The sequence below is a fragment of the Pseudomonas sp. LS2P72 genome (genome assembly GCF_054897865.1).
Map to the genome: position 1 here is coordinate 2,319,367 of NZ_CM142708.1, position 25,657 is coordinate 2,345,023.

Here is a 25,657-nt window from a genome sequence, read left to right on the forward strand (position 1 = left end):
GGGTGGCCGCCATGTTGAAAGTCAGTGTTTATCGCTACAACCCTGATCAGGACGCTGCGCCGTTCATGCAGGAATTTTCGGTCGATACCGGTGGTAAAGACCTGATGGTGCTGGACGTGCTGGCCCTGATCAAAGAGCAGGACGAAGGTTTCTCCTATCGTCGCTCTTGCCGTGAAGGTGTTTGCGGTTCCGACGGCATGAACATCAACGGCAAAAACGCTCTGGCGTGCGTCACGCCGCTGTCCGCTGTCGTAAAAGGTAACAAGCTGATTGTTCGTCCTCTGCCAGGTTTGCCGGTAATCCGTGACCTGGTAGTCGATATGAGCATCTTCTACAAGCAATACGAGAAGGTTAAGCCATACCTGCAGAACGACACGCCGGCTCCGGCCATCGAACGTCTGCAGTCCCCTGAAGAGCGTGAAAAGCTCGACGGTCTGTACGAGTGCATCCTGTGCGCTTGCTGCTCGACCTCTTGCCCGTCCTTCTGGTGGAACCCGGACAAGTTCCTGGGTCCAGCTGCACTGCTGCAAGCGTATCGCTTCCTGGCAGACAGCCGCGACACCAAGACTGCCGAGCGTCTGGCTTCGCTGGATGACCCGTTCAGCGTATTCCGCTGCCGCGGGATCATGAACTGCGTCAACGTTTGCCCGAAAGGCCTGAACCCGACTAAGGCCATCGGTCACGTACGTCACATGTTGCTGCAAAGCGGCGTGTGATTCAGCAGTACCCGTAGGACCGCTGTACCCGTAAATGCTACGGCGCAGGCTTCAACCGGCGCCGTAGTCTTAACCTGAGCAGCAGCTTATAAGGCTGCGGCTCTTATTTTGAAGAAATGAGACAAGCAGGGGCATCCGGGCTGGTACCCGGACTATCAGCGTGATCCTAGGTGGCTTGTTTTAGTCGCTGCATTCGGACTTCTGCAAGCGTGCTCGGTGTCGACGCCGGTGGTGTTCCCCTAACCGAGGGTGACCAAGCATGCAAGAAAGCGTGATGCAGCGCATGTGGAACAGCGCCTACCTATCCGGTAGTAACGCTGCCTATGTGGAAGAGCTCTACGAGCTCTACCTGCACGACCCTAACGCTGTGCCAGAAGAGTGGCGCACCTACTTCCAGAAGTTGCCTGCTGACGGCAACACTGCCACCGATGTTTCGCACTCCACAATTCGCGATCATTTCGTCTTGCTGGCAAAGAACCAGCGCCGCGCCCAACCGGTTTCCGCCGGCAGCGTGAGCAGTGAGCACGAGAAGAAGCAAGTTGAAGTGCTGCGATTGATCCAGGCCTACCGTATGCGTGGCCACCAGGCAGCCCAGCTTGACCCGCTGGGGCTGTGGCAGCGTCCTGCACCTGCAGACCTGTCGATCAATCATTACGGCTTGACCAATGCCGATCTTGATACGACCTTCCGTGCCGGCGACCTGTTCATCGGCAAAGAGGAGGCGAGCCTACGCGAAATTCACGAAGCGTTGCAGCAGACATATTGCCGCACCATCGGCGCTGAATTTACGCACATCACCGATTCCGAGCAGCGCCAGTGGTTCCAGCAGCGTCTGGAAAGCGTGCGCGGCCGTCCGACGTACTCTGCCGACATCAAGAGCCACCTGCTCGAGCGCGTCACCGCCGGCGAAGGTCTGGAAAAATACCTGGGTACCAAATACCCGGGTACCAAGCGTTTCGGTCTGGAAGGCGGCGAAAGCCTGATTCCGATGCTCGACGAGCTGATCCAGCGTTCCGGTTCCTACGGCACCAAGGAAATCGTCATCGGCATGGCCCACCGTGGTCGTCTGAACGTGCTGGTCAACACCTTCGGCAAGAACCCGCGCGAGCTGTTCGACGAGTTCGAAGGCAAGAAGAAGGTCGAGCTGGGTTCCGGTGACGTCAAGTATCACCAGGGCTTCTCGTCCAACGTGATGACCACTGGCGGTGAAGTTCACCTGGCCATGGCGTTCAACCCGTCCCACCTGGAAATCGTTTCCCCGGTGGTCGAAGGTTCGGTTCGCGCCCGTCAGGATCGTCGTAACGACCCTACCGGCGAGAAGGTTCTGCCGATTTCCATCCACGGTGACGCGGCATTCGCCGGTCAGGGTGTGGTCATGGAAACCTTCCAGATGTCGCAGACCCGCGGTTTCAAGACCGGCGGCACCGTGCACATCGTGATCAACAACCAGGTCGGTTTCACCATCAGCAACCCGCTGGACTCGCGTTCCACCGAGTACGCGACCGACGTTGCGAAAATGATCCAGGCGCCGATCCTCCATGTGAATGGTGATGATCCGGAAGCTGTGTTGTTCGTGACCCAGCTGGCCATCGACTACCGCATGCAGTTCAAGCGTGACGTGGTGATCGACCTGGTCTGCTACCGTCGTCGTGGCCACAACGAGGCCGACGAGCCAAGCGGCACCCAACCGATCATGTATCAGCAGATCACCAAACAGCGCACCACCCGTGAGCTGTATGCCGATCGTCTGACTCAGGGCGGTGTGCTGGATGCGGAGCGTGTTCAGGCGAAAGTCGACGAATACCGCAATGCGCTGGACAACGGTCTGCATGTTGTAAAAAGCCTGGTCAAAGAGCCGAACAAAGAGTTGTTCGTGGACTGGCGTCCGTATCTGGGCCATGCCTGGACCGCGCGTCACGACACTCGCTTCGATCTGAAAACCTTGCAGGAACTGTCCGCCAAGCTGCTGGAGATTCCGGAAGGCTTCGTGGTTCAGCGCCAGGTCTCGAAAATCTACGAAGACCGTCAGAAAATGCAAGCCGGCGGCCTGCCGATCAACTGGGGTTACGCCGAAACCATGGCGTACGCGACCCTGGCGTTCGAAGGTCACCCGATTCGCATGACGGGTCAGGACATCGGTCGCGGTACGTTCTCGCACCGTCACGCTGTCTTGCACAATCAGAAAGACGCGGGTACCTACATCCCGCTGCAAAACCTGTACAAGGGCCAGCCACGTTTCGACCTGTACGATTCGTTCCTGTCCGAAGAAGCCGTGCTGGCGTTCGAATACGGTTACTCGACCACCACGCCTGAGGCGCTGGTGATCTGGGAAGCCCAGTTCGGCGACTTCGCCAACGGTGCCCAAGTGGTTATCGACCAGTTCATCACCAGTGGCGAGCACAAGTGGGGCCGTCTCTGCGGACTGACCATGCTGCTGCCGCACGGTTATGAAGGCCAGGGGCCGGAGCACTCTTCGGCTCGTCTGGAGCGTTACCTGCAACTGTGCGCCGAGCACAACATTCAGGTTGCCGTACCGACTACGCCGGCTCAGATCTACCACTTGCTGCGTCGTCAGGTGATTCGCCCGCTGCGCAAGCCGTTGATCGTTCTGACTCCGAAGTCGCTGTTGCGTCACAAACTGGCCATCTCGACCCTGGAAGATCTGGCCGAAGGTTCGTTCCAGACCGTTATCCCGGAAATCGATACCCTGGACCCGAAAAAGGTCGAGCGCGTTGTTCTGTGTAGCGGCAAGGTCTACTACGACCTGCTGGAAAAACGCCGTGCCGAAGGTCGTGATGACATCGCCATCGTGCGTATCGAGCAGCTGTACCCATTCCCTGAGGACGACTTGAACGAAGTCCTGGCTCCTTACACCAACCTCAAACATATCGTTTGGTGTCAGGAAGAGCCGATGAACCAGGGTGCCTGGTACTGCAGCCAACACCACATGCGCCGCATCGTTGGCAATCACAACAAAGCACTCTTTCTCGAGTACGCCGGTCGTGATGCTTCTGCTGCACCTGCTTGTGGTTATGCATCGATGCACGCTGAGCAGCAGGAAAAACTGCTGCAAGACGCCTTTACTGTTTAACGCCTTCGCGCACCTGAAACCGAATTTAAGGACCCACAGATAATGGCTATCGAAATCAAAGCCCCCACTTTCCCGGAATCGGTTGCCGATGGCACCGTTGCCACCTGGCACAAAAAGCCGGGCGACGCCGTCAAGCGCGACGACCTGATCGTCGACATCGAAACTGACAAAGTCGTATTGGAAGTGTTGGCCACCGCTGATGGCGTGCTGGGCGCTATCGTCAAGAACGAAGGCGACACCGTTCTGTCCGACGAAGTCCTGGGTTCCATCGAAGCGGGCGGCGCTGCTGCCGCTCCAGCTGCTGCCGCCGCTCCGGCCGCTGCACAAGCTGCTGCTCCAGCCGCTGAAGGCGAAGATGATCCTGTTGCTGCACCGGCTGCTCGCAAGCTGGCTGAAGAAAACGGTATCAACATCGCTTCCGTTGCCGGCACTGGCAAAGGCGGTCGTGTGACCAAGGAAGACGTTGTTGCCGCTGTAGCTGCCAAGAAAGCCGCTCCGGCTGCCGCGCCTGCCAAGGCTGCTGCTCCTGCCGCTGCTGCTCCAGTGTTCGCTGCCGGCGATCGCATCGAGAAGCGCGTACCGATGACCCGCGTGCGTGCCACCGTTGCCAAGCGTCTGGTTGAAGCTCAATCGAACATGGCGATGCTGACCACTTTCAACGAAGTCGACATGACCGAAGTCATGGCCCTGCGTTCGAAGTACAAGGACCTGTTCGAGAAGTCCCACAACGGCGTGCGCCTGGGCTTCATGTCGTTCTTCGTCAAGGCTGCCACCGAAGCGCTGAAACGCTTCCCGGCTGTCAACGCGTCGATCGACGGTGCTGACATCGTTTACCACGGCTACGCTGACGTCGGTGTTGCTGTTTCCAGCGACCGCGGTCTGGTTGTTCCGGTTCTGCGTAACGCCGAACTGATGAGCCTGGCTGAAATCGAAGGCGGCATCGCCACCTTCGGCAAGAAGGCTCGTGACGGCAAACTGTCGATGGACGAGATGACCGGCGGTACGTTCACCATCACTAACGGTGGTACTTTCGGTTCGATGATGTCGACTCCGATCGTCAACCCGCCGCAAGCGGCCATCCTGGGCATGCACAACATTCTGCAGCGTCCTATGGCGATCAACGGTCAGGTGGTTATCCGTCCGATGATGTACCTCGCTCTGTCCTACGATCACCGTCTGATCGATGGCAAAGAAGCTGTGACCTTCCTGGTTACCATCAAGAACCTGCTGGAAGACCCGGCTCGTTTGCTGCTGGATATCTGATTTCGTTGCACGGGCCGTCCAGTGATGGGCGGCCTACCTGTAATGACCAGCTTCGTCCCACGACGGTCCTCAAAAGGGGCCGTCCGGTTTGATTCGAGAAGGAATGACACATGACTCAGAAATTCGACGTGGTAGTGATTGGCGCGGGCCCTGGCGGCTACGTGGCTGCCATCAAAGCAGCGCAACTGGGCCTCTCCACTGCCTGCATCGAGAAATACACCGACAAGGAAGGCAAACTGGCCCTCGGCGGTACTTGCCTGAACGTCGGCTGCATTCCATCCAAGGCGCTGCTGGACAGTTCCTGGAAGTACAAGGAAGCCAAAGAAGGCTTCGCGATCCACGGTATCAATCACGCTGGCGTGACCATGGACGTGGCGGCAATGGTTGGCCGTAAAGCCAACATCGTCAAAGGCCTGACCTCTGGCGTTGCCACCCTGTTCAAGGCGAACGGCGTCACTTCCCTGCAAGGCCACGGCAAACTGCTGGCCGGCAAGAAAGTCGAGCTGACTAAGCCAGACGGCAGCGTCGAAATCATCGAAGCCGAGAACGTGATTCTGGCTTCGGGCTCGCGTCCGATCGACATTCCACCGGCTCCGGTTGATCAGAACGTAATCGTCGATTCGACCGGCGCTCTGGAATTCCAAACCGTACCTAAGCGTCTGGGCGTGATCGGCGCTGGCGTGATCGGTCTGGAACTGGGTTCGGTGTGGTCGCGTCTGGGTTCCGAAGTGGTTGTTCTGGAAGCGCTGGAGAAGTTCCTGCCAGCGGCTGACGACGCCGTTTCCAAAGAAGCCTACAAGACCCTGACCAAACAAGGTCTGGACATCAAGCTGGGCGCTCGCGTCACCGGTTCCAAAGTCAACGGCAACGAAGTTGTCGTGAACTACACCGATGCCAATGGCGAACAGAACATCACCTTCGACAAGCTGATCGTTGCCGTTGGTCGCCGTCCGGTGACCACCGAGCTGCTGGCAGCTGACAGCGGTGTGAACATCGACGAACGTGGCTTCGTTTTCGTTGACGACCAGTGCGCTACCAGCGTGCCGGGCGTTTACGCGATCGGCGACGTGGTTCGCGGCATGATGCTGGCGCACAAGGCGTCCGAAGAAGGCATCATGGTGGTTGAACGCATCAAGGGCCACAAAGCCCAAATCAACTATGACCTGATCCCGTCTGTTATTTATACTCACCCGGAAATCGCGTGGGTGGGCAAAACCGAGCAGGCCTTGAAGGCTGAAGGCGTTGAAGTTAACGTTGGCACCTTCCCGTTCGCAGCCAGTGGCCGTGCCATGGCAGCCAACGATACCGGCGGTTTCGTGAAAGTCATCGCTGATGCCAAGACTGATCGCGTATTGGGCGTCCACGTGATTGGCCCGAGCGCTGCAGAACTGGTTCAGCAGGGCGCGATCGGTATGGAATTCGGCACCAGCGCTGAAGACCTGGGCATGATGGTTTTCTCCCATCCGACCCTGTCCGAAGCCTTGCACGAAGCAGCTTTGGCTGTGAATGGCGGCGCCATCCACATTGCCAACCGCAAGAAGCGTTAAGACAAGACAATAAGAAACCACGGCGGAAGGCCCGTCGTGAGCCTTGCGTGCAAGACTCACCGCGGAATGTCCGCCGGACGCAGCCTTGCGTAGTCTCACCGGTTATCCGGAACACCTACGCAAGCAGCAGTCACAGGTGGTGCGGCACTTGAACAAGTGCAGCACCGAATGCGCAGTACCTAACGAAGACGGTAATAAGCATGAATCTTCACGAGTATCAGGGTAAGCAGCTGTTCGCTGAATACGGCCTGCCAGTATCCCAGGGTTTCGCCGTAGACACCCCGGAAGCAGCAGCAGAAGCGTGCGACAAGATCGGCGGGACCGAATGGGTTGTCAAAGCCCAGGTTCACGCAGGTGGTCGCGGTAAAGCGGGCGGCGTTAAGCTGGTTCGCAGCAAAGAAGACGCCAAAGCATTCGCTCAACAGTGGTTGGGCAAGCGTCTGGTGACTTACCAGACTGATGCCAATGGTCAGCCAGTCACCAAGATCCTGGTTGAGTCGTGCACTGATATCGCTAAAGAGCTGTACCTGGGCGCTGTCGTTGACCGTTCGAGCCGTCGCATCGTGTTCATGGCTTCCACCGAAGGTGGCGTGGACATCGAGAAAATCGCTCACGACACCCCTGAGAAAATCCTCAAGGCCACTATCGATCCACTGGTTGGCGCTCAGCCATTCCAGGGTCGCGAGCTGGCATTCCAGCTGGGTCTGGAAGGCAAGCAAGTTGCTCAGTTCGCCAAGATCTTCGTAGGCCTGGCCAAGCTGTTCAAGGATCACGACCTGGCTCTGCTGGAAGTGAACCCGCTGGTGATCAAGGCTGACGGCGATCTGCATTGCCTCGATGCCAAGATCAACATCGACGCCAACGCCATGTACCGTCAGCCTAAGCTGAAGACTTTCCACGATCCGTCGCAAGACGATCCGCGCGAAGCGCACGCTGCCAAGTTCGAACTGAACTACGTAGCGCTGGAAGGCAACATCGGTTGCATGGTCAACGGTGCTGGCCTGGCCATGGGTACCATGGACATCGTCAACCTGCATGGCGGCAAACCAGCCAACTTCCTCGACGTGGGCGGCGGTGCTACCAAAGAACGCGTTACCGAAGCGTTCAAGATCATCCTGTCCGACACTAACGTCGCTGCAGTATTGGTCAACATCTTCGGCGGCATCGTTCGTTGCGACATGATTGCCGAAGGCATCATCGGCGCTGTGAAAGAAGTCGGCGTGAAAATCCCGGTTGTTGTGCGCCTTGAAGGCAACAACGCTGAGCTGGGCGCTAAAGTACTGGCAGAAAGCGGTTTGAACATCATCGCTGCTACCAGCCTGACCGACGCTGCTCAACAAGTCGTTAAAGCTGCGGAGGGCAAATAATGAGCGTCCTGATCAATAAAGACACCAAAGTTATCTGCCAGGGTATTACCGGTTCGCAAGGTAGTTTCCACACCCAGCAAGCCATCGAGTACGGCACCAAGATGGTGGGTGGTGTAACTCCGGGCAAAGGCGGCACCGAACACCTGGGTCTGCCAGTGTTCAACACCGTGAAAGACGCTGTAGCTGCCACTGGCGCCACCGCCAGCGTGATCTACGTTCCAGCTCCTTTCTGCAAGGACTCCATCCTGGAAGCAGCCTTCGGCGGCATCAAGCTGATCGTTTGCATCACTGAAGGCATTCCTACCCTGGACATGCTGGATGCCAAGGTCAAGTGCGACGAACTGGGCGTAGTCCTGATCGGTCCTAACTGCCCAGGCGTGATCACTCCAGGCGAATGCAAGATCGGCATCATGCCAGGTCACATTCACTTGCCAGGCAAGGTCGGTATCGTTTCCCGTTCCGGCACCCTGACCTACGAAGCTGTCAAGCAGACTACTGACGCCGGTTTCGGTCAGTCGACTTGCGTCGGCATCGGCGGTGACCCGATCCCGGGTTCGAACTTCATCGACATCCTGAAGCTGTTCCAGGAAGACCCGAAGACCGAAGCGATCGTGATGATCGGTGAGATCGGCGGTTCGGCTGAAGAAGAAGCGGCTGCCTACATCAAGGCACACGTGACCAAGCCGGTTGTTTCCTACATCGCTGGTGTGACTGCCCCTGCGGGCAAGCGCATGGGCCATGCTGGCGCAATCATCTCTGGCGGCAAAGGCACTGCAGACGAGAAGTTTGCTGCCCTGGAAGACGCAGGCGTTAAAACCGTGCGTTCGCTGGCAGACATCGGCAAGGCTTTGTCCGAGCTGACCGGTTGGGCGATCAAGTAAGCCTCGCGCTTATCTGACGCTTCACCAGACAAAGGCCACCTTCGGGTGGCCTTTGTCGTTTCTGGAGTTTGTACTGGGCCTTTGTGGCGAGGGGATTTATCCCCGTTCGGCTGCGCAGCAGTCGTCAAGTCAAGCAATGCGGTGAGCCTGATGTACTGCATGTGATTTTGGGGGCGCTTCGCGACCCAACGGGGATAAATCCCCTCGCCACAGGGGCTGTGCAGGTAAATTAGATATGTAAACGCGACATGGAAACGTCGCGTATCGGATAGATCGCACCCTAACAGTGCGTTTGTCGGGCAAATTCGTTAGGCTAGCAGCCATTTTTGCGTCCGCGGCCCACAAGGTTGCTACGCGCTAAACGGGTCAGTCCTATACGGACCGACAGCATTTCCCTCACCCCTCAGGGAAATCCCTCTCTAAATTCCGATTCAGTAGTGTGGTATTTCCTTAATGAAAGTGTTGAAAGGCCAGGACATCCTGGCACTTGGTTTTATGACGTTTGCCCTGTTTGTCGGGGCTGGCAACATCATCTTCCCGCCTATCGTCGGTCTGCAGTCCGGTCCAAATGTCTGGATGGCGGCGCTGGGCTTTCTGATCACTGCGGTCGGTCTGCCGGTGATCACCGTCGTCGCCTTGGCCAAGGTCGGTGGCGCCATGGATGCCTTGAGCAGCCCGATCGGCAAAGTCGCCGGTGGCCTGCTGGCGGCCGCGTGCTACCTCGCTGTCGGCCCGCTGTTCGCGACACCGCGCACTGCCACGGTGTCATTCGAAGTCGGCCTGGCGCCGCTCACTGGCGAGAGCCCGCTGGCGCTGTTCCTCTATAGCTCGGTGTACTTCCTGGTGGTGTTTTTCATCTCGCTGTACCCGGGCCGGCTGCTGGATACCGTCGGACGTTTCCTCGCACCGCTGAAGATTATCGCCCTGGCCGCGCTCGGCATCGCCGCGTTTGCATTGCCGGCCGGGGATATCGGCGTGGCCACCCCGGAATACGTGGCGGCACCGTTCTCCCAAGGCTTCATCAATGGCTACCTGACCATGGATACCTTGGGCGCGCTGGTATTTGGCATCGTCATTGTCAATGCTATCCGCTCCCGTGGCGTCGAGTCGCCGGTGTTGATTACCCGTTACGCGATCATCGCCGGGCTGATTGCCGGCGTGGGCCTGGCGCTGGTTTACGTCAGCCTGTTCCGACTCGGTTCGGGCAGCCATGAAGTGGCCGCCGGTGCCACCAACGGTGCGGCGGTGTTGCACGCTTACGTGCAACACACCTTCGGCTCTCTGGGCAGCGGTTTTCTGGCGGTGCTGATCTCCCTGGCCTGCCTGGTGACGGCGGTGGGTCTGACCTGCGCCTGCGCCGAATACTTCAGTCGTGTGCTGCAGCTGTCCTACAAGACATTGGTCATCATCCTGGCCGCGTTCTCCCTGCTGGTGTCCAACCTGGGCCTCACCAAGCTGATTGCGTTCTCGATCCCGGTGCTGACCGCGATCTACCCGCCGTGCATTGCCCTGGTCGCCCTGAGCTTCTGCAAGGACTTCTGGCATGAGCAGGGCCGAATTGTCGGTCCGGTGATGCTGGTGTCGTTCATCTTCGGTTTGATCGACGCTCTCAAGGGCGCGGGTCTGGCAGACTGGATGCCGACTCAGTTGTCCCACCTGCCGCTGAGCGAGCAAGGCCTGGCCTGGCTGGTGCCGTCGGTCATGACCCTGGTCGTCGCGGTAGTTTGCGATCGCATGCTGGGCAAGCGCGAAGAAGCGCTGGCTTAAGCCGCTTCATGGCCCGCCACAAGCGGGCTGTGAGCACACATGGAAATGCCCCGTATCAATCGATACGGGGCATTTTTTTTGGAGGTGGTGCAGTGTCTTTTTCCTTGAGCTAACGTCGAAGCAGTGCCAAGACCTAATGTGGGAGCGAGCCTGCTCGCGATAGCGGTAGATCAGTCAACATATGTGTTGAATGTAAATCCGTCATCGCGAGCAGGCTCGCTCCCACAGGAATTATGTACTCCGCATCTACATCACAAGGACCTGCATGTCGTTCATCCACGCCAACATGATCCACATCCTCGCCGCGCTCTGGTTCGCCATCTGCTGGGGCGGTTACACCCGTTATGCGACGTGGAAGGGCCGCGACACCGCGTGCCTGGCCAGCGTGCTGCACCTTTATCGCGAAGACTGGATGCGCCGCATGCTGTTGCGCGACAACCGCATCGCTGACGCCAGCGTGATCGGAAACCTGGAGCGCAACGCCTCGTTCTTCGCCTCCAGCACACTGATTATCCTGGCGGGCATTCTCACGGTGCTCGGAGCCTCCGAACGGGCGGTGTCGTTGTTGGCGGATATCCCGATGGTGCAACAGGCATCCCAGGGGATGTCGGAAATCAAGTTGCTGTGCCTGGCGCTGGTGTTTGTCTATGCGTTCTTTACGTTCAGCTGGTGCATGCGTCAATACAACTTTGCGGCCATTCTGGTGGGCTCGGCGCCTATGGTCGGTGAGCGTCACGTTTCCGAACAAGAGCGCAAAGCCTTTGCTGCCCGGGCGGCCCGCGTCATTTCCCTGGCCGCCAACCAGTTCAACTTCGGACTGCGCTCCTACTACTTCGGCATGACCATGCTGGCCTGGTTCGTCAGCCCGTGGTTGTTCATGTTGATGAGTGCCGGCGTGGTGCTGGTGTTGTATCGCCGGGAGTTTCATTCCGACGTTCTCGACGTGATGGTCTATACACCTACAGAGGCGCCATTGCCCGAGGCGATTAAAGAGGCTGTTTGATGAGTATTCCGTTCTGGTGTGTGTTTATCAGTGCCTTGCTGATTTTTGTGGCAAAAATTCCCGTGGCCAAGGCGATGAATGACCAGGGTGGTTACGACAACCACTTGCCACGTCAGCAACAGGCGCAACTGACAGGCTTTGGTGCTCGTGCGTTGGCGGCTCATCAAAACTGTTTTGAGGCGTTCATTCTGTTCGCGGTGGGGGTGTTGATGGCTCACACCACGCAGACGGCGGGGTGGCTGATCGACTTGCTGGCAATCATCTTCGTGATTACGCGAATCATTTATTTGCTGTGCTATTGGGTTGATCTGGCCTGGCAGCGGAGCCTGGTATGGTTCGTCGGGCTAGTGTGTTCGTTGCTGCTGATGATTAGTCCGACTTTTAAAACTATTTTGCTGTAACGCCTGCGTTGCAAACAAAAAAATAGGCAAAAGAAAACCCGCACTTGGCGGGTTTTCTTTATCACGCTAAAAACCGTTTTAGTTTTTAGGTGCTTCTTTTGCTGCTGCTGCATCCGATTCAGCCTGAGCTTTGGCGGCTTCGGCGTTTTCTTTCGCAGCGTCGTTCACTTTATCCTGAGCTTTGCTCATGTCTTGCTGAGCTTGCTCAGCATGTTTGGCAGCATCTTGAGCTTTGTCCTCGGATTTTTTATCGCAGGCTGCGAGACCGAGGGAAGCGGTCAACATCAAGGCAACAGCTAAAGTCTTACGCATGGGGTGTTTCTCCTTATGGAAAATATCTACTTGGCCTTAAGAGCACAGCCCATAGCGTTAAGTTCCTCAGTTCATACAGATATATAAGAATATTTCGACGGGACCACTAAAAACGCCTAGTGCGTTGCCTGAACACTAAAAAGAGTTTTATAAAAATGGCCGAAAACCCCGTTTTTGAGCGCGCTACACGATTTCTATCGGCGCTGCGACATTGTCAGGTACTTGGGCTGCGGGTTCACAGCGCCAGCGCTGATGGACTAACGGTCATCCTGCCGTACAGTCCTCAAATTGTTGGCAACCCGCAAACCGGCGTGATTCATGGCGGGGCGCTGACCTCGCTGATGGATACGGCCTGCGGCATGTCCACCCTCTGCGTGCTGCCCGAGTTCGAAGTTTGCCCGACACTCGACCTGCGCATCGACTACATGCACGCCGCCGAGCCGCATAAAGATGTCTACGGTTTTGCCCAGTGCTACCGGGTGACCACAGATGTGATCTTTGCTCGCGGTTTCGCCTATCAGGACGACCCCGAGCAGCCCATCGCCCACGTGGTGGGCACCTTCATGCGCATGGGCAAAGCCATCAAGGGCACCAAAGGTTTTGGCGGCGTCATCGCCGGAGGTGCGAAATGACCGATTCCTTCAAGGAACAACTTCAGCAGGCACATGAGCAGGGCGACTACGCCTCGCTGTTGCACCTGATCCCTTACGCCAAACTGATCGGCGTCGAATGTTCGCGGGTGGGGGATGACCTGCTGTTTCGGCTGCCGGCCAACAAGGACAACATTGGTAACCCTTTATTGCCGGCGATTCATGGTGGCGTGATTGCCGGGTTCATGGAACTGTCCGCAGCGCTGCACCTGCTGATTTTCACCGGTTCGCCGGGTGTGCCGAAGATTATCGATTTCTCCCTCGACTATCTGCGCGCCGGGCAGTTTCGCGACACCTGGGCCAGATGCCAGGTGTGCCGGCAGGGCCGCCGGGTGGCCAACGTTGCGATTACGGCCTGGCAAAGCACTGAAGCCGAACCGATTGCCACAGCCCGCGCTCATTTCAAAATTGAAGAGCCCTTGAAATCCTGAACTCAGCCCCCAACTTTGATGACAACCCGCCGCCGACCCTTCAGGTCGCGGCCACTGCCATCTGATTGGAGTTTGATGACCATGAGTGTGGAAACTCAAAAGGAAACCCTGGGCTTCCAGACCGAGGTGAAGCAGCTGCTGCACCTCATGATCCATTCGCTGTATTCCAACAAGGAAATTTTCCTTCGCGAATTGATCTCGAACGCCTCTGACGCTGTCGACAAATTACGTTTCGAAGCCCTGTCCAAGCCTGAGTTGCTGGAAGGTGGCGCCGAACTGAAAATCCGTGTGAGCTTCGACAAGGACGCTAAAACCGTCACCCTCGAAGACAACGGCATCGGCATGAGCCGTGAAGATGCGATCACCCACTTGGGTACCATCGCCAAATCCGGCACTGCCGACTTCATGAAACATCTCTCCGGCGATCAGAAAAAAGACTCGCACCTGATCGGTCAATTCGGTGTGGGTTTCTACTCTGCATTCATCGTCGCCGATAAAGTCGACGTGTTCAGCCGTCGTGCCGGTGCTGCTGCCAGCGAAGGCGTGCACTGGTCGTCCAAGGGTGAAGGCGATTTTGAAGTTGCCACCGTTGATAAAGCCGAGCGCGGCACCCGTATCGTCCTGCACCTGAAATCCGGTGAAGACGAATTCGCCGATGGCTGGCGTCTGCGCAACATCATCAAGAAGTACTCCGACCACATCGCTCTGCCGATCGAGTTGCCGAAAGAAGTGGCCGCCGTTGAAGGCGAAGAGCAACCGGCCGTTGAGTGGGAAACCGTCAACCGCGCCAGCGCCCTGTGGACCCGCCCTCGTACTGAAGTGAAAGACGAGGAATACCAGGAGTTCTACAAGCACGTCGCTCACGACTTCGAGAACCCGCTGAGCTGGAGCCACAACAAGGTCGAAGGCAAGCTCGAATACAGCTCGCTGCTTTACGTGCCGGCCCGTGCTCCGTTCGATCTGTACCAGCGTGAAGCGCCGAAAGGCCTGAAGCTGTACGTGCAGCGCGTGTTTGTGATGGATCAGGCGGAGTCGTTCCTGCCGCTGTACCTGCGCTTCATCAAAGGTGTGGTCGATTCCAACGACCTGTCGCTGAACGTGTCGCGGGAAATCCTGCAGAAAGATCCGATCATCGATTCCATGAAGTCGGCGCTGACCAAGCGCGTTCTCGACATGCTGGAAAAGCTGGCGAAGAACGAGCCTGAGCAATACAAGAGCTTCTGGAAAAACTTTGGCCAGGTCATGAAAGAAGGCCCGGCAGAAGACTTCGCCAACAAAGAAAAAATCGCTGGCCTGCTGCGTTTCGCATCGACCAACGGTAAAGAAGGTGAACAAGTGGTGGGTCTGGCCGAATACCTGGCTCGCGCCAAGGAAGGTCAGGACAAGATTTATTACCTGACCGGCGAGAAGTTCGAAGCGGTTAAAGACAGTCCGCACCTCGAAGTCTTCCGCAAGAAAGGCATCGAAGTGCTGCTGCTGACCGACCGTATCGACGAGTGGCTGATGAGCTACCTCAGCGACTTCGACGGCAAGAGCTTCGTCGACGTGGCGCGCGGTGACTTGGACCTGGGCAACCTGGACTCGGAAGAGGACAAGAAAGCCGCGGAAGAAGTCGCCAAGTCCAAAGAAGGCCTGGTCGAGCGTCTGAAAACTGCACTGGGCGACTCCGTTGCTGAAGTGCGGGTTTCCCATCGTCTGACCGATTCCCCGGCGATTCTGGCCATCGGCGAGCAGGACCTGGGCATGCAGATGCGTCAGATCCTCGAAGCCAGCGGTCAGAAGGTTCCTGAGTCGAAGCCGATCTTCGAATTCAACCCGGCTCACCCGCTGATCGAGAAGCTCGACAACGAGCAGAGCGACGAACGCTTCGGCGACCTGTCGCACATCCTCTTCGATCAGGCGGCGCTGGCCGCCGGCGACAGCTTGAAAGACCCGGCCGCCTACGTGCGCCGTCTCAACAAGCTGCTGGTTGAACTGTCGGTTTAACTGCGTTGTACAAAAACCCGCTTCGGCGGGTTTTTTTATTTCTGGTGTCTTTTACTGGAGTGAGTCATGAGCCAGATCACTGTTCGTTCTGTCAGGTGCATCCGACGGCTAAAAGCAAAAAGCCCCTCACCCTAACCCTCTCCCGGAGGGAGAGGGGGCTGACCTATGGGGATGTTTGAAATATTTCGACCTGAAAGATTGGGTCGAACTCAGGTTTGAAAGGCCCCCGATCTGCTCCCTTTCCTCCTCTCCCCATTGGGGCGGTCCGACGTTTCGGGAGGGCTGGGGTGAGGGGTGATTTTTCAGCCAGCCATAACTCTTAACCCCGACGCTATCTACCGCGGCAACTCAATCCGCTCACTTTCCCCAGGCACCGTCGGCCAATCCCCGGCCGCCCAACGCCGCCGCGCTTCATCGATCAACGCCGGATCGCTCGCCACAAAGTTCCAGTTGATCCGTCGCGGTCCATCCAGCGGCGCTCCGCCAAACAGCACGGCATGACAGTCGCTCTCAGCGAACAGCGTCATCTCTTCCCCGACCGGCAACACCACCAGCGAATGCGGTTCTATCAACTCGCCATCCAGTTGCACCTCGCCGTCCAGCACATACAACGCCCGCTCTTCATGCTCGGTGGGAATCAGCAAGGTGGTCGCCGTTTGCAGGTTCAATTCGGCATATAGCGTAGGAGAAAGCACCGGGACCGGTGATTCCAGGCAAAAGCCTGACCCGGCAATCATCCGGATCTTCACTCCCAGGTTATCGCTGACCGGCAGCGTGGCCGCCGGATGGTGACTGTAGTGTCCGGGGCCGTGCTCTTTATCTTTTGGTGAAGCCAGCCAAATCTGCAAACCGTGCATCGTGAAGCCGATGTCCTTCAACGCCTCAGGCGTGCGCTCGACGTGGGCAATCGCGCTGCCCGCCGTCATCCAGCTGACATCACCGGCCTCCACCACTTGATCAGAGCCGAGGCTGTCTTTGTGCTGGATTTTTCCTTCGAACAAGTACGTGAGGGTCGACAGACCAATGTGCGGATGCTGACGGATGTTCATGCCTTTTCCCGCCTCATAGCGGGTTTCGAGCATGTGGTCGAAAAACACGAAAGGCCCGACGCTGCGGCATTTGGCTGACGGCAGCGGGCGAAGAATGGGTTGGCCTTCGACATCTTCGGCGCGGGGACGGATCACGAGCGGAGTGTTCATGCTGCATTCCAGGCTGAGCGGGTAATGCGTGGAGCATAACCCGCTTGCGCAGCCCTTGCCGCTATTGGCTGAAGGCACCTTCAGACAGGTGCGTTTCGATGCTGACGTCGGTGGTGGTCATCAACTTGTGGACCGGGCAACGGTCGGCCACGCGGTGCAGCTCATCGCGCTGGGTGTCGGTGAGCACACCTTTGAGTGTCAGTTTGACGTGCAGGGCATATTTACCTTTCTGCTCTTCGCTGTTGTCGCGTTTGACTTCGACCGTGATACCGGTCAGCGGGATATTTTTCTTCTTCGCGTACATCTTCAGGGTCAGGGCCTTGCAGGCACCCAGGGCCGCGTCGAAGTAATCGTGTGGCTCGGGCGCCGAGCCTTCGCCGCCGGCGAGTGTCGGTACGTCGGCAAAGAGTTCATGGTCATCGATCTGTACGCTGTGACGAAAACCTTCGGTGGAGACGGTGTTGACGGTGACAGTCATGGGAAACCTCGCAGGTAACAGGAAAGTCATTCGATCAAAAAAGACCTTGAAGGTATAGAGCACTCCTCCTGTTACGCGTTCCACTTTCTTGCGCGCCCATTCCCGAGCGCTGAATCGTTACCGCCCGACGATCGAAGTAGTAAGGCGTTTTGATATCACTTTTTCGTCTTACGCAAAATCTCTCAGGGCCGATACCTTCTAAGGCAACCCGCTGCAGGGTTGATGCAGCGCTTTTGGAAGGAACCAGAGCAATGAGTATCAGAAATCTCAATATTGCGCCGCGTGCGGGCCTGGGTTTCGGCCTGCTGGCGTTGATGGTGTTTGGATTGGGGGCGTTCGCGCTGCTGCAAATGTCGAACATGCGCGCGCAGTCCGATCAGGTCGATGACAACTGGCTGCCCAGCGTAATGGCGGTCGGGGAGATGAATCAGGACATGCTGCGGCTGCGGGCGTTGACCATGCGCCTGCTGATCAATCGCGACCCGCAGGCGCTGGCGCAAAACGTCAGCAAACTCAACGAACTCAAAGGCAATCTGGGTGAGCCTCAGCAGCGTTATGACGCGCTGATCGTGCTGCCCGAAGAACGTGTGCTGTTCGACCGCTTCAAAGCCTCGGAGCAGCACTACCTGCAGTTCCAGACTCAGGTGATGACGCTCTCGGCCCAGGGACGGGTGGATGAGGCGGCCGCCATCCTCAATGGCGAGATGAGTCCGTTGGCCGATGAAATCGCCGCTACCCTCAAGGCATTGGTCGAACTGAACAAGCACAACGCTAACCTGGCGACGGAGGCGGGGCGCCAGGTGTTCAGCCATTCGCGGGTCTGGGTCTGGGTGATGATCGGCCTGACGGCGGTGATGACCATCGGCCTGGCGCTGCTGCTGACCCGCAGCATCGTCGTGCCGCTTTCCCAATCGTTGAAGGTGGCTGAAGGGGTGGCTGGCGGCGATCTGACCGGTGACATCAGCATCAGCGGCAAGGACGAGCCGGCGCGGCTGTTGCACGCGCTCAAGAGCATGCAGGGGAGTTTGCGCGAAACTCTGCGGCGTATTTCCGACTCATCCAGCCAATTGGCCTCGGCCTCGGAAGAACTCAGTTGTGTGACCGAAGAGGCCACTCGGGGCCTGCATCAGCAGAGCCTGGAAATCGACCAGGCCGCCACGGCGGTGAATCAGATGACCGCGGCGGTGGAGGAGGTGGCGAGCAACGCAGTGGCCACGTCCGAAGCGTCTCGGGAATCCGACCGGATCGCCCAGCACGGTCGCGAGCAGGTGCATCAGACCGTGTTGTCTATCGAATCCCTGGCCGACGATGTCACGGCCAATGCGACCCAGGTCGAGGACCTGGCGGAGAAAGTTTATGGCATCAGCAAAGTCCTGGATGTGATTCGCTCGATTGCCGAACAGACGAACTTGCTGGCCCTGAACGCGGCCATCGAAGCGGCGCGGGCCGGGAGTGCCGGGCGCGGGTTTGCGGTGGTGGCCGATGAAGTGCGAGCGCTGGCGCACCGGACTCAGCAATCGACCCACGAAATCGAGCAGATGATCTCCGGCATCCAGAAAGGCACCGATGCTGCGGTCAGTTCGATGCAGCAGAGCAACACGCGCGCGCGTTCGACCCTGGAAGTGGCGAAAGCCGCCGGCACGGCGCTGGAGGAAATCGCCACGGCGTTTACCTTGATCAATGAGCGCAACCTGGTGATCGCCAGTGCTTCTGAGGAACAAGCGGCTGTTGCGCGCGAGGTGGATCGCAACCTGATGAACATTCGCGATCTGGCGTTGCAGGCGTCGGCCGGGGCGAATCAAACCAGTGCCGCGAGCCAGGAGCTGTCTCGGTTGGCGGCCGATCTGAATACGATGGTGGCGCGGTTCTCGGTCTGAACGCCGAGCGGCTTTGTCGGTCCGGCGACGCTACCGGCTGGCTGTGCGAGGTTGCGGGTGGCGCCATCCCGGCCTATGGTCCAAGCGATACTTTGCCGCGACTGGCGCGCGATGACTCGCCGTCGGTTGCTGTCCATCCAGTGCTGATTTCTGTAGCGAGGTGACGACATGCCCACCGACTCCCGACCCGCCGTACTCGAACTGATCGGCAATACGCCGTTGGTGCGCGTCAGCCGTTTCGATACCGGCCCGTGCACGCTGTTCCTCAAGCTCGAATCGCAGAACCCCGGCGGTTCGATCAAGGATCGCATCGGCCTGGCGATGATCGACGCCGCCGAGCGCGACGGCAGCCTGCGTCCCGGCGGCACCATCGTCGAAGCCACCGCCGGCAACACCGGCCTTGGCCTGGCGCTGGTCGGCCGTGCCAAGGGCTACCGCGTGGTGTTGGTGGTGCCGGACAAGATGTCCACCGAGAAGGTTTTGCACCTCAAGGCTATGGGCGCCGAGGTGCACATCACTCGCTCCGACGTCGGCAAGGGCCATCCCGATTACTACCAGGACGTTGCGGCGCGGCTGGCGCAGGAAATTCCTGACGCCTTCTTCGCCGATCAATTCAACAACCCGGCCAATCCGCTGGCCCACGAATGCAGCACCGCGCCGGAAATCTGGGCGCAGACTCAGCATGACCTGGACGCCATCGTCGTCGGCGTTGGCTCGGCCGGTACGCTGACCGGGCTGACTCGTTTCTTTCGCCGCGTGCAACCGGACCTGGTCATGGTGCTGGCCGACCCGGTCGGCTCGGTGATGGCCGAATACAGCCGCAGCGGCACCATGAGCACGCCAGGCTCCTGGGCGGTGGAAGGCATCGGCGAGGACTTCATTCCGTCGATTGCCGACCTGTCCAGCGTGCGCCACGCCTACTCGATCAGCGACGAGGAAAGCTTCGATCATGCCCGCCAACTGCTGCGCGCCGAAGGCATACTCGGCGGCTCTTCGACCGGCACACTGCTGGCGGCAGCGCTGCGTTACTGCCGCGAGCAGACCGAGCCGAAGCGGGTCGTCAGCTTCGTCTGCGACACCGGCACGCGCTACCTGTCGAAGGTCTACAACGACCAGTGGATGAACGATCAGGGCCTGCTGCAGTACAAACATTACGGCGATTTGCGCGACCTGATCTCGCGGCGCTTCGAGGATGGCCGGGTGATCAGCGTAGGCCCGGACGATACGCTACTCACCGCGTTCCAGCGCATGCGTCTGGCGGATGTGTCGCAACTGCCGGTGCTGGAGGGCGGGCAGCGGCTGGTCGGCGTGATCGACGAGTCCGACATTCTGCTGGGCATGCAGGAAGATGCTTCGCACTTTCGCATGAGCGTGGCCAGCGCGATGACCGATCAGCTGCAAACCCTGCCTCCAGGCGCCAGTCTGGCTGAACTGCGCGCGGAGCTCGACCGTGGGCTGGTGGCGATCATCGCCGACGCTTCGGGCTTCCACGGCTTGATTACTCGAGTCGACATGCTCAACCATTTACGGAGATCCCTTACATGAGTCAACACGATGAAAACGCAGTGCCACGTGCCTTCGCCACCCGTGTGATCCATGCCGGGCAAACGCCCGACCCTTCCACGGGGGCGCTGATGCCGCCGATTTATGCCAACTCCACCTATTTGCAGCAGAGTCCCGGAGTGCACAAAGGCTTCGACTACGGGCGCTCGCACAACCCGACGCGCTTTGCGCTGGAACGTTGCGTTGCGGACCTCGAAGGCGGCACCCAGGCGTTCGCGTTCGCGTCCGGGCTGGCGACGATTTCCACCGTTCTTGAATTGCTCGATGCTGATTCGCACATCGTCTCCGGCAACGACCTGTACGGCGGTACTTTTCGCCTGTTCGACAAAGTGCGTCGGCGCAGCGCCGGGCATCGCTTCAGCTTCGTCGACCTGACTGATTTGTCGGCCTTCGAAGCGGCGCTGCAGGACGATACGCGGATGGTGATGGTCGAGACGCCGAGCAATCCTTTGCTGCGCCTCACTGACCTCGTTGCCATTGCGCGCATCTGCCGCCAGCGAGGCATCATCTGTGTGGCCGACAACACCTTTGCCAGCCCATGGATACAGCGTCCGCTGGAGCAGGGCTTCGACATCGTGCTGCACTCGACCACCAAGTACCTGAACGGGCACTCCGACGTGATCGGCGGCATCGCGGTGGTCGGACAAAACGTGGATCTGGCGGAGCGTCTGGGTTTCCTGCAGAACGCGGTAGGCGCGATCGCCGGGCCGTTCGACGCTTTCCTCACCCTGCGCGGCGTCAAGACCCTGGCGCTGCGCATGGAACGCCACTGCAATAACGCGCTGGACCTGGCGCAATGGCTGGAGCGTCAGCCGCAGGTGGCGCGCGTCTATTATCCGGGCCTGCCGTCGCACCCGCAGCACGACCTGGCGCAGCGGCAGATGCGCGGTTTCGGCGGGATGATTTCCCTCGACCTGAACAGCGACCTGGCCGGTGCCACGCGTTTCCTCGAGAGTGTGCGGATCTTTGCCTTGGCCGAAAGCCTGGGCGGGGTGGAAAGCCTGATCGAGCACCCGGCGATCATGACCCACGCCACCATCCCCGCGGATACTCGTGCGCAACTCGGCATCGGCGATGCGTTGGTGCGGTTGTCCGTGGGGGTCGAAGATGTCGAAGACCTGCGCGCCGACCTGGCACAGGCGCTGGCGCGGATCTGAATTTCAGCAGGCAAAAAAAATCCGGAACCCTTAGCGGATTCCGGATTTTTGTGTAGAGCCGGATCAGCTGCCTTTGACAGCCTTGCCGTTGACCGTACCGTCGAGGAGCATGATGTTGTACTCCTTGCCGTCGGTTTCAACCTGTTGCAGGCGAACCAGCAGGTAATCCCAATCCTTGGCGAACCACAGGACGGTGATGCGCTTGCTTTGTGTCGGGTCGCGCACGCGCTCGACCTTGATTGCTTCGATCTGGCCAGCCTTGGTGTCGACCTTTTCCGAACCCAGCACGCGGAAATCATAGGTATCGACTTCACCATCGTCGACGACTTGATAGCTCATGCTTTTCTTGCCAGCGGCCACGTCGTGCTGCAGGGCCAGCTGATAAGTGGATTTGTCGACCATGCCGCGGTTGAGCGGGATCTTGACCGGGTCACCGCGATCGGTGCCGGTGACAATTTTGTTGGTCCAGTCGAAATCCAGGTCAGCCTTCTTGGCTTTACCCAGGCCGCCACGTTCGAAGTGGTAGGACTGTGGCAGCAGCGTGTCCTTGTCCAGCGTCAGGATGCTTTCTTCGGTCAGGCTGGCGATCATCATCGAGGCCTTGAAGCTGAGCTTCCAGGCGCCGTTGGCTTGCTTGGTCAGGCTGCGTTCAGCGGTGCCGCTCATGGGCAACTGCTTCCAGTCAGCGGTGTAGCTGGCGGAGAAAGGTTGAAGTTCTGCAGCCTGCGCAAAAGGCAGTGCGAGCAGAGCGCAAGCGAAGAGCAGGGCGCGACGCATAAAATCTCCTAGGTTCGAATCAAGTGGCCGCTGGCCGCGAGTAACTTTCCATCCAGTAAAGCACCTTGCTCGCCGAGTGATAAACGACCTTCGGCAAACCAGCGTACAGCCAACGGGTAGATCAGGTGTTCCTGGGTATGAACTCGCTGCGCCAGACTCTGCGGCGAATCGTGCAACTCTACCGGTATTACTGCCTGTACGACCAGTGGTCCGCCATCGAGTTCCTCGGTGACGAAGTGCACGGAGCAGCCGTGTTCGGTATCGCCGGCTTCCAGCGCGCGCTGATGCGTGTGTAACCCTTTGTATTTGGGTAGCAGCGAGGGATGGATGTTGAGCAGGCGACCCGCGTAGTGGCGCACGAAATCAGCGCTGAGAATGCGCATGAAGCCGGCCAGTACCACGAGTTTGGGGTTGAACGCGTCGATCAGTTCGATCAGCGCGGCATCGAAGGCCTCGCGGCCTTCGAAAGCCTTGTGATCCAGGGTGCGGGTGTCGATACCCGCGTCCCTGGCGCGTTGCAGGCCGTAAGCGTCGGCGCGGTTGGAAATCACCGCAGCGATGCGGGCCGGGCTGTCGCCGGTCCGCGTGCTGTCGATCAAGGCCTGCAAGTTACTGCCGGTGCCGGACAACAGCACCACCACATCACAGGTCTGGGACATCAATGAGCCTTGAGGTTCTTCAGGTCGACCTGAGCCGCGCCTTCGGCAGCGGTGGCGATCTGACCGATGACCCAAGGCTGCTCGCCGGCTTCGCGCAGCACGTTCAGCGCGGTTTCGACGTGCTCTTGAGCGACGCAGATGACCATGCCCACGCCGCAGTTCAGCACGCGGTGCATTTCGTTTTCGTCAACGTTGCCTTTCTCTTGCAGCCAGTCGAACACGGCAGGACGGGTCCAGCTCGCAACGTCAACCACGGCTTGTGCGCCTTTTGGCAGAACGCGCGGGATGTTGTCCAGCAGGCCACCACCGGTGATGTGGGCCATGGCTTTGACGGCGCCGGTTTCCTTGATCAGCTTGAGCAGCGGCTTCACGTAGATACGGGTCGGGGCCATCAGCAGGTCGGTCAGCGGTTTGCCGTCGAGCTGGATGTTTTCGATGTCGGCACCGGACACTTCGATGATCTTGCGGATCAGCGAGTAGCCGTTGGAGTGCGGGCCGGAAGACGGCAGGGCGAGCAGGGCATCGCCGGCAGCGACTTTGGAGCCGTCGATGATTTCGGATTTTTCCACGACGCCGACGCAGAAGCCGGCCAGGTCGTAGTCTTCGCCTTCGTACATGCCTGGCATTTCAGCGGTTTCGCCGCCAACCAGGGAGCAACCGGACAATTCACAGCCAGCGCCAATGCCGGTCACGACCTGGGTCGCGGTTTCGACGTTGAGTTTGCCGGTAGCGTAGTAGTCGAGGAAGAACAGCGGCTCGGCGCCACAGACCACCAGGTCGTTCACGCACATGGCAACCAGGTCGATGCCGATGCTGTCGTGTTTGTTCAGGTTCAGTGCCAGGCGCAGCTTGGTGCCGACGCCGTCGGTACCGGAAACCAGCACTGGCTGTTTGTAGCCGGCCGGGATTTCGCAGAGGGCGCCAAAACCGCCCAGGCCGCCCATGACTTCCGGGCGCGCAGTGCGCTTGGCGACGCTCTTGATGCGTTCGACCAATGCTTCACCGGCGTCGATGTCTACACCGGCGTCCTTGTAGCTCAGGGAGGGTTGCTTGCTCATGATCCAGGCCTTTAGGGGGGATTCAGGGGTAACGACCGAGTCCAGTGGGACCACCGAAACTGACGAAGGCGATTGCCATCCGCGAATTTCAGGGTGCCCGGCTGTTGCCGGTCTGCGAAGGCGCGCGATTTTATCAGGCTTGAGGGGCAGCGGCCATCCTCAGGCCGACGGCAGGGGCATATCAGCTTAAAAAAACCTTCATTGCCCGTGTTGGTCGCCTCCTTCATGGCTGTATAAGGTATCCCTATTAACCGTCTATCGTTAGGACAGTGCAAAAACTTGCCGGGGTCGGGTGAATGTTTTGCTGGGGGGCGTGGTCACAGCCTTGCTCAATCCGGTTCACGCGGCCTGTTCCAGCCGCTCTTGTCGTCAGGAATCCTCCATGCGCTTTTTTTCCAGATTTTTGTTTGCGGGCTGTTTGTCAGTGGTCAGCCTGGCGAGTCATGCCGAAACCGTCAAAAACCTGTATCAGGTGCGTCAGCCTGTCAGTGGTCAATCCCCGGAAGTGCGCGAACAAGCGACCCAGCAAGCGCTGGATACGCTGGTGTTGCGTCTGACCGGCGATCCCAAGGCTGCGCAAAGCCCGGGGTTGGCGGCACTGCGCAAGGACCCGCAGCAAATCATCAGTCAGTACGGGTTTGACGCTGGCCCGCCGGAAGTGCTGAAGGTCGATTTCGACCCAGCCTCCACCGAGCAAGCGTTGCGCCGTGCCGGGCTGTCGTTGTGGGGGGCGAACCGGCCTTCGATCCTCGGCTGGTGGTTGAACGACTCCTCTGAGGGTTCGAGTCTGGTCGGCGATGGCCAGGCCAGTGCTGCACCGCTGCGTCGAGCAGCGCAACACCGTGGTTTGCCGCTGCGCTTGCCGCTGGCTGATCTGAGTGAGCAGATTGTCGCCACGGCACCGAATCTGCAAGGTACGGACGCGACGCCACTGCGCGGTGTATCGGAGCGTTACAACGCTGACGCCTTGCTCGCGGTGCATGCCCGTGAAGAGGGTGGGCAGTGGCAGGCCAAGTGGCAGTTGTGGCTCGGCGACAAGAAGGAGGCGGGCAGCGTGCAGGGTGCGGATCAGGCCGCGGCGGCCGATGCAGTGATGCTGGCGGTCAGTCAGCGGCTGGCGCCTCGCTTTGTCGTCAAGCCGGGTGCTTCGGGCGAACAGTTGCTCGAAGTACAAGGCATGAATCTGGAGCACTACGCGGCGCTTGGGCGTTTGCTGGAGCCGTTTGGTGCGCGCCTGCAAAGTGTCGACGGCGACCGGATTCTCTATCGGGTCAATGGCAGCGCCGAACAGTTGAAGGCGCAATTGTCACTGGCCAGGTTGCAGGAGGTTCCGGCCGGTGAAGCGCCGGCGCCAGTCGCACCGGCTCAGCCGGCCGAAGGTTCGGCACCGGTTGTAGCGCCGACTCCGGCACCTGTGCCGCAGTTGCGATTCCGTTGGTAACGGTTTTCTTTCTTTATATAGATGCAGGTGGAG

Annotated in this window: 22 protein-coding genes; 16 read left to right on the top strand and 6 right to left on the bottom strand. The window is 59.0% G+C overall.

Annotated features, from left to right (window positions below; all coding sequences use genetic code 11):
* Positions 1–11 precede the first annotated feature (11 nt).
* From ACYZUA_RS10770 to ACYZUA_RS10810, 9 genes are all read left to right on the top strand, one after another.
* A complete protein-coding gene (locus tag ACYZUA_RS10770) occupies positions 12–716 on the top strand; it encodes a succinate dehydrogenase iron-sulfur subunit (protein ID WP_461963075.1) in 705 nt (234 codons plus the stop codon).
* A 259-nt stretch (positions 717–975) separates the two neighbouring features.
* Positions 976–3,807: a 2-oxoglutarate dehydrogenase E1 component gene (locus tag ACYZUA_RS10775; protein ID WP_461963076.1), complete on the top strand. Its 2,832-nt coding sequence runs from the start codon at positions 976–978 to the stop codon at positions 3,805–3,807.
* A 42-nt stretch (positions 3,808–3,849) separates the two neighbouring features.
* Complete coding sequence (gene odhB, locus ACYZUA_RS10780) at positions 3,850–5,070, top strand: 2-oxoglutarate dehydrogenase complex dihydrolipoyllysine-residue succinyltransferase (RefSeq protein WP_010456848.1); 1,221 nt, start codon at positions 3,850–3,852, stop codon at positions 5,068–5,070.
* Between the two features lie 110 nt (positions 5,071–5,180).
* Positions 5,181–6,617, top strand: coding sequence for a dihydrolipoyl dehydrogenase (lpdA, locus tag ACYZUA_RS10785; protein WP_461963077.1), 1,437 nt, complete (start codon positions 5,181–5,183; stop codon positions 6,615–6,617).
* Between the two features lie 200 nt (positions 6,618–6,817).
* Positions 6,818–7,984, top strand: coding sequence for an ADP-forming succinate--CoA ligase subunit beta (gene sucC / locus ACYZUA_RS10790; RefSeq protein WP_008148602.1), 1,167 nt, complete (start codon positions 6,818–6,820; stop codon positions 7,982–7,984).
* Complete coding sequence (sucD, locus tag ACYZUA_RS10795; protein WP_008148605.1) at positions 7,984–8,865, top strand: succinate--CoA ligase subunit alpha; 882 nt, start codon at positions 7,984–7,986, stop codon at positions 8,863–8,865. Before sucC ends, sucD begins: the two co-directional genes overlap by 1 nt.
* 453 nt (positions 8,866–9,318) lie before the next feature.
* Positions 9,319–10,632 (top strand): branched-chain amino acid transport system II carrier protein, encoded by a 1,314-nt coding sequence (brnQ, locus tag ACYZUA_RS10800; RefSeq protein ID WP_461963078.1) that lies wholly within the window; start codon positions 9,319–9,321, stop codon positions 10,630–10,632.
* 265 nt (positions 10,633–10,897) lie between these two features.
* Positions 10,898–11,635, top strand: coding sequence for a DUF599 domain-containing protein (locus ACYZUA_RS10805; RefSeq protein WP_461963079.1), 738 nt, complete (start codon positions 10,898–10,900; stop codon positions 11,633–11,635).
* Positions 11,635–12,036 carry an MAPEG family protein gene (locus tag ACYZUA_RS10810; protein WP_283183614.1) on the top strand — a complete coding sequence of 134 codons (402 nt, stop codon included), beginning with the start codon at positions 11,635–11,637 and terminating at the stop codon, positions 12,034–12,036. The genes ACYZUA_RS10805 and ACYZUA_RS10810 overlap by 1 nt, the downstream gene beginning before the upstream one ends.
* A 78-nt stretch (positions 12,037–12,114) precedes the next feature.
* Here the strand turns inward: ACYZUA_RS10810 and ACYZUA_RS10815 are convergent, their stop codons facing one another.
* Positions 12,115–12,348: a hypothetical protein gene (locus ACYZUA_RS10815; protein ID WP_283183615.1), complete on the bottom strand. Its 234-nt coding sequence runs from the start codon at positions 12,346–12,348 to the stop codon at positions 12,115–12,117.
* A 155-nt stretch (positions 12,349–12,503) separates the two neighbouring features.
* On the opposite strand from ACYZUA_RS10815, the gene ACYZUA_RS10820 reads away from it, so the two are divergent.
* The 3 genes from ACYZUA_RS10820 (at position 12,504) to htpG (ending at position 15,415) form a co-directional block, all read left to right on the top strand.
* The gene (locus ACYZUA_RS10820) at positions 12,504–12,980 is read left to right on the top strand and encodes a PaaI family thioesterase (RefSeq protein ID WP_283183616.1); all 477 of its coding nucleotides are present in this window, start codon (positions 12,504–12,506) and stop codon (positions 12,978–12,980) included.
* A complete protein-coding gene (locus tag ACYZUA_RS10825) occupies positions 12,977–13,429 on the top strand; it encodes a PaaI family thioesterase (protein WP_046048032.1) in 453 nt (150 codons plus the stop codon). The genes ACYZUA_RS10820 and ACYZUA_RS10825 overlap by 4 nt, the downstream gene beginning before the upstream one ends.
* Positions 13,430–13,510: 81 nt before the next feature.
* A complete protein-coding gene (gene htpG / locus ACYZUA_RS10830) occupies positions 13,511–15,415 on the top strand; it encodes a molecular chaperone HtpG (RefSeq protein WP_056744671.1) in 1,905 nt (634 codons plus the stop codon).
* Positions 15,416–15,750: 335 nt separating this feature from the next.
* Here the strand turns inward: htpG and ACYZUA_RS10835 are convergent, their stop codons facing one another.
* Positions 15,751–16,614 (bottom strand): pirin family protein, encoded by an 864-nt coding sequence (locus ACYZUA_RS10835; RefSeq protein WP_461963080.1) that lies wholly within the window; start codon positions 16,612–16,614, stop codon positions 15,751–15,753.
* Between the two features lie 61 nt (positions 16,615–16,675).
* Entirely contained in the window at positions 16,676–17,092 is a 417-nt protein-coding gene (locus ACYZUA_RS10840) for an OsmC family protein (protein WP_461963081.1), read from the bottom strand.
* A 251-nt stretch (positions 17,093–17,343) separates the two neighbouring features.
* On the opposite strand from ACYZUA_RS10840, the gene ACYZUA_RS10845 reads away from it, so the two are divergent.
* The 3 genes from ACYZUA_RS10845 to ACYZUA_RS10855 all read left to right on the top strand — a co-directional run bounded on the left by ACYZUA_RS10845 (position 17,344) and on the right by ACYZUA_RS10855 (position 21,689).
* Positions 17,344–18,969, top strand: coding sequence for a methyl-accepting chemotaxis protein (locus ACYZUA_RS10845; protein WP_461963082.1), 1,626 nt, complete (start codon positions 17,344–17,346; stop codon positions 18,967–18,969).
* A 168-nt stretch (positions 18,970–19,137) separates the two neighbouring features.
* The gene (locus ACYZUA_RS10850) at positions 19,138–20,514 is read left to right on the top strand and encodes a pyridoxal-phosphate dependent enzyme (RefSeq protein ID WP_461963083.1); all 1,377 of its coding nucleotides are present in this window, start codon (positions 19,138–19,140) and stop codon (positions 20,512–20,514) included.
* Positions 20,511–21,689: a trans-sulfuration enzyme family protein gene (locus ACYZUA_RS10855; RefSeq protein WP_461963084.1), complete on the top strand. Its 1,179-nt coding sequence runs from the start codon at positions 20,511–20,513 to the stop codon at positions 21,687–21,689. The genes ACYZUA_RS10850 and ACYZUA_RS10855 overlap by 4 nt, the downstream gene beginning before the upstream one ends.
* A 63-nt stretch (positions 21,690–21,752) precedes the next feature.
* Here the strand turns inward: ACYZUA_RS10855 and ACYZUA_RS10860 are convergent, their stop codons facing one another.
* Genes ACYZUA_RS10860 through purM form a run of 3 tightly spaced genes read right to left on the bottom strand, consistent with a single transcriptional unit; the run spans position 21,753 to position 24,183 of the window.
* The gene (locus ACYZUA_RS10860) at positions 21,753–22,466 is read right to left on the bottom strand and encodes a DUF3108 domain-containing protein (protein ID WP_461963085.1); all 714 of its coding nucleotides are present in this window, start codon (positions 22,464–22,466) and stop codon (positions 21,753–21,755) included.
* An 8-nt stretch (positions 22,467–22,474) separates the two neighbouring features.
* Positions 22,475–23,125, bottom strand: coding sequence for a phosphoribosylglycinamide formyltransferase (gene purN, locus ACYZUA_RS10865; protein ID WP_074880550.1), 651 nt, complete (start codon positions 23,123–23,125; stop codon positions 22,475–22,477).
* A complete protein-coding gene (purM, locus tag ACYZUA_RS10870; protein WP_461963087.1) occupies positions 23,125–24,183 on the bottom strand; it encodes a phosphoribosylformylglycinamidine cyclo-ligase in 1,059 nt (352 codons plus the stop codon). Before purM ends, purN begins: the two co-directional genes overlap by 1 nt.
* Before the next feature lie 382 nt (positions 24,184–24,565).
* On the opposite strand from purM, the gene ACYZUA_RS10875 reads away from it, so the two are divergent.
* Positions 24,566–25,624, top strand: coding sequence for a DUF2066 domain-containing protein (locus ACYZUA_RS10875; protein WP_461963088.1), 1,059 nt, complete (start codon positions 24,566–24,568; stop codon positions 25,622–25,624).
* Positions 25,625–25,657 lie beyond the last annotated feature (33 nt).

Excerpts from the sequence above, each read along its gene's own strand:
- ACYZUA_RS10770 (WP_461963075.1), top strand. The coding sequence starts at position 12 with ATGTTGAAAGTCAGTGTTTATCGCTACAACCCTGATCAGGACGCTGCG.
- ACYZUA_RS10775 (WP_461963076.1), top strand. The coding sequence starts at position 976 with ATGCAAGAAAGCGTGATGCAGCGCATGTGGAACAGCGCCTACCTATCC.
- odhB (WP_010456848.1), top strand. The coding sequence starts at position 3,850 with ATGGCTATCGAAATCAAAGCCCCCACTTTCCCGGAATCGGTTGCCGAT.
- lpdA (WP_461963077.1), top strand. The coding sequence starts at position 5,181 with ATGACTCAGAAATTCGACGTGGTAGTGATTGGCGCGGGCCCTGGCGGC.
- sucC (WP_008148602.1), top strand. The coding sequence starts at position 6,818 with ATGAATCTTCACGAGTATCAGGGTAAGCAGCTGTTCGCTGAATACGGC.
- sucD (WP_008148605.1), top strand. The coding sequence starts at position 7,984 with ATGAGCGTCCTGATCAATAAAGACACCAAAGTTATCTGCCAGGGTATT.
- brnQ (WP_461963078.1), top strand. The coding sequence starts at position 9,319 with ATGAAAGTGTTGAAAGGCCAGGACATCCTGGCACTTGGTTTTATGACG.
- ACYZUA_RS10805 (WP_461963079.1), top strand. The coding sequence starts at position 10,898 with ATGTCGTTCATCCACGCCAACATGATCCACATCCTCGCCGCGCTCTGG.
- ACYZUA_RS10810 (WP_283183614.1), top strand. The coding sequence starts at position 11,635 with ATGAGTATTCCGTTCTGGTGTGTGTTTATCAGTGCCTTGCTGATTTTT.
- ACYZUA_RS10815 (WP_283183615.1), bottom strand. The coding sequence starts at position 12,348 with ATGCGTAAGACTTTAGCTGTTGCCTTGATGTTGACCGCTTCCCTCGGT.
- ACYZUA_RS10820 (WP_283183616.1), top strand. The coding sequence starts at position 12,504 with ATGGCCGAAAACCCCGTTTTTGAGCGCGCTACACGATTTCTATCGGCG.
- ACYZUA_RS10825 (WP_046048032.1), top strand. The coding sequence starts at position 12,977 with ATGACCGATTCCTTCAAGGAACAACTTCAGCAGGCACATGAGCAGGGC.
- htpG (WP_056744671.1), top strand. The coding sequence starts at position 13,511 with ATGAGTGTGGAAACTCAAAAGGAAACCCTGGGCTTCCAGACCGAGGTG.
- ACYZUA_RS10835 (WP_461963080.1), bottom strand. The coding sequence starts at position 16,614 with ATGAACACTCCGCTCGTGATCCGTCCCCGCGCCGAAGATGTCGAAGGC.
- ACYZUA_RS10840 (WP_461963081.1), bottom strand. The coding sequence starts at position 17,092 with ATGACTGTCACCGTCAACACCGTCTCCACCGAAGGTTTTCGTCACAGC.
- ACYZUA_RS10845 (WP_461963082.1), top strand. The coding sequence starts at position 17,344 with ATGAGTATCAGAAATCTCAATATTGCGCCGCGTGCGGGCCTGGGTTTC.
- ACYZUA_RS10850 (WP_461963083.1), top strand. The coding sequence starts at position 19,138 with ATGCCCACCGACTCCCGACCCGCCGTACTCGAACTGATCGGCAATACG.
- ACYZUA_RS10855 (WP_461963084.1), top strand. The coding sequence starts at position 20,511 with ATGAGTCAACACGATGAAAACGCAGTGCCACGTGCCTTCGCCACCCGT.
- ACYZUA_RS10860 (WP_461963085.1), bottom strand. The coding sequence starts at position 22,466 with ATGCGTCGCGCCCTGCTCTTCGCTTGCGCTCTGCTCGCACTGCCTTTT.
- purN (WP_074880550.1), bottom strand. The coding sequence starts at position 23,125 with ATGTCCCAGACCTGTGATGTGGTGGTGCTGTTGTCCGGCACCGGCAGT.
- purM (WP_461963087.1), bottom strand. The coding sequence starts at position 24,183 with ATGAGCAAGCAACCCTCCCTGAGCTACAAGGACGCCGGTGTAGACATC.
- ACYZUA_RS10875 (WP_461963088.1), top strand. The coding sequence starts at position 24,566 with ATGCGCTTTTTTTCCAGATTTTTGTTTGCGGGCTGTTTGTCAGTGGTC.